The organism is Waltera acetigignens (genome assembly GCF_025567015.1).
GTDB lineage: Bacteria > Bacillota > Clostridia > Lachnospirales > Lachnospiraceae > Acetatifactor > Acetatifactor acetigignens.
In genome coordinates, this window is the sequence record NZ_JAOQJO010000047.1 from 1 (window position 1) to 1,763 (window position 1,763).

Below are 1,763 nucleotides of genomic sequence, written 5' to 3' on the forward strand. Positions count from 1 at the left end.
GGTGAATTGGAAAATTAAATTCCAGTCCATTCACCCAAAAACTGGAACTTAGTATTGCAAAATATATCCTAGAAGTTAGTGTTGCAAACCTCTTGATATCTAGTTATAGTTGTGGCTCAGCAATAGAGTCCGGATGGCGTTATCCAAGGAGAATACCATGGCTAAGAATGCACATCTGGTTCTTGATGAAAGAGCCACAATAGAAGTTCGCATAAGAGAACGAGCTTCATTTACTGAGATAGGTAGGGAACTTGGCAAGGACCCTTCTACTATCTCAAAAGAAGTCAGACTCCATAGTCAGACTGTACGTAAAGATTCCTTCAATCCCTGCAGCAAGCGAAGTACCTGTGATGAATACGGAACAGCATGTTCAAAGTGCAAACTACAGTATTCAAAAAGCTGCAAGAGATGTCCTCGTGTAAAGTGCTACGAGCATTGCAAGCAGTTTGAGGTATTGGTTTGTAACAAACTGAAGAAACCACCATACGTTTGCAACGGCTGTATCCAACGGCAATCCTGTAAGCTGGAGAAGCATATTTATTCTGCCAAATCAGCTCAGAAGAATTATGAGACTACTCGCTCAGAAAGTCGTCAAGGAATAGCAATTACACCGGAAGAATTAAAGCGTGTAGATGCTATTGTTTCACCGCTTGTTAAGTTAGGCCAGTCTATTCACATGATATGTGTCAATAATGCAGATGATATCATGCTTGATGAAAAGACTATTTATAACTACATTGATGCAGGGCTTTTATCTGTAGATAACGTTGATCTTCCAAGAAAGGTCCGTTATCGTACCCGCTCACATAAGAAGCCTGTAAGAGTAGACAAGCAGTGTCATGTAGGACGCACTTACGAGGATTTTGAAGCTTATCTTGCTGCGAATCCTGATATTCCGGTAGTGGAAATGGATTCAGTAGAAGGTCGCAAAGGCGGTAAAGTCTTGTTGACCATATACTTTAGAAATAGTAGTTTAATGCTTGCTTTTATCCGTGATAACAATACCGCCAAGTCAGTTACAGAAATATTTGACTGGTTGTATGAACAGTTAGGACATGAAGTATTCACTAGCCTCTTCCAGGTGATTTTGACCGACAGAGGAAGTGAATTTACTAACCCGCTGGCAATCGAATTTAATAAGGGCAATGGTCGCAGAACACATATCTTTTATTGTGATCCACAGCGTTCTGATCAAAAAGGTGGTTGTGAAGTTACACATGAGATGATTCGTCGTGTGCTTCCGAAGAAAACCTCTTTTGATAACTTAACTCAGGATGATATCAATCTTATGATGAGTCATATCAACTCATATAACAGAAAAAAGCTGAATAACCAGTCGGCACACCAGTTGTTCAGCTTCATTAATGGCGGGGATATTCTTGACAAGTTAGGAATAAAATCCATTCCCGCTAATGAGATTAACCTTACACCTCTATTACTGAAAAAATAAGAAACGTAGCGCCATTCGGAAAAAATACTGAACCGAATGAGGGGTGGAATTTAATCTTGCGAAAAAAGAAATAAAATTCGACCTCCGCTTAACGTGACTCTTTTTTCAGAGGATTAAGATCTCAAAAAAAGAATATCAGCATATGAAGCATAAAACAACTTGTTTCTAATAGTAAATTCCAGTTTTGAAGAACTTTGCAAAACTAACTTCCATAAAAATCATGATATTTTGATTTGCCAGAATTTACTTATGCAAGCGATTAGCTAAATCAGAACTTAAACTTGCAAACTGGAAGCTCGGATTCCAATTCAGC

Annotated in this window: 1 protein-coding gene; it reads left to right on the forward strand. The window is 38.7% G+C overall.

What is annotated here, in order from left to right:
• The first annotated feature begins 157 nt into the window (after positions 1-157).
• Positions 158-1,450, forward strand: a complete 1,293-nt coding sequence (locus tag OCV96_RS19355; RefSeq protein WP_118669798.1) for an IS30 family transposase — start codon at positions 158-160, stop codon at positions 1,448-1,450.
• Positions 1,451-1,763: the final 313 nt, after the last annotated feature.

Coding starts and splice junctions, on each gene's coding strand:
- OCV96_RS19355 (WP_118669798.1), top strand. CDS start 158: ATGGCTAAGAATGCACATCTGGTTCTTGATGAAAGAGCCACAATAGAA.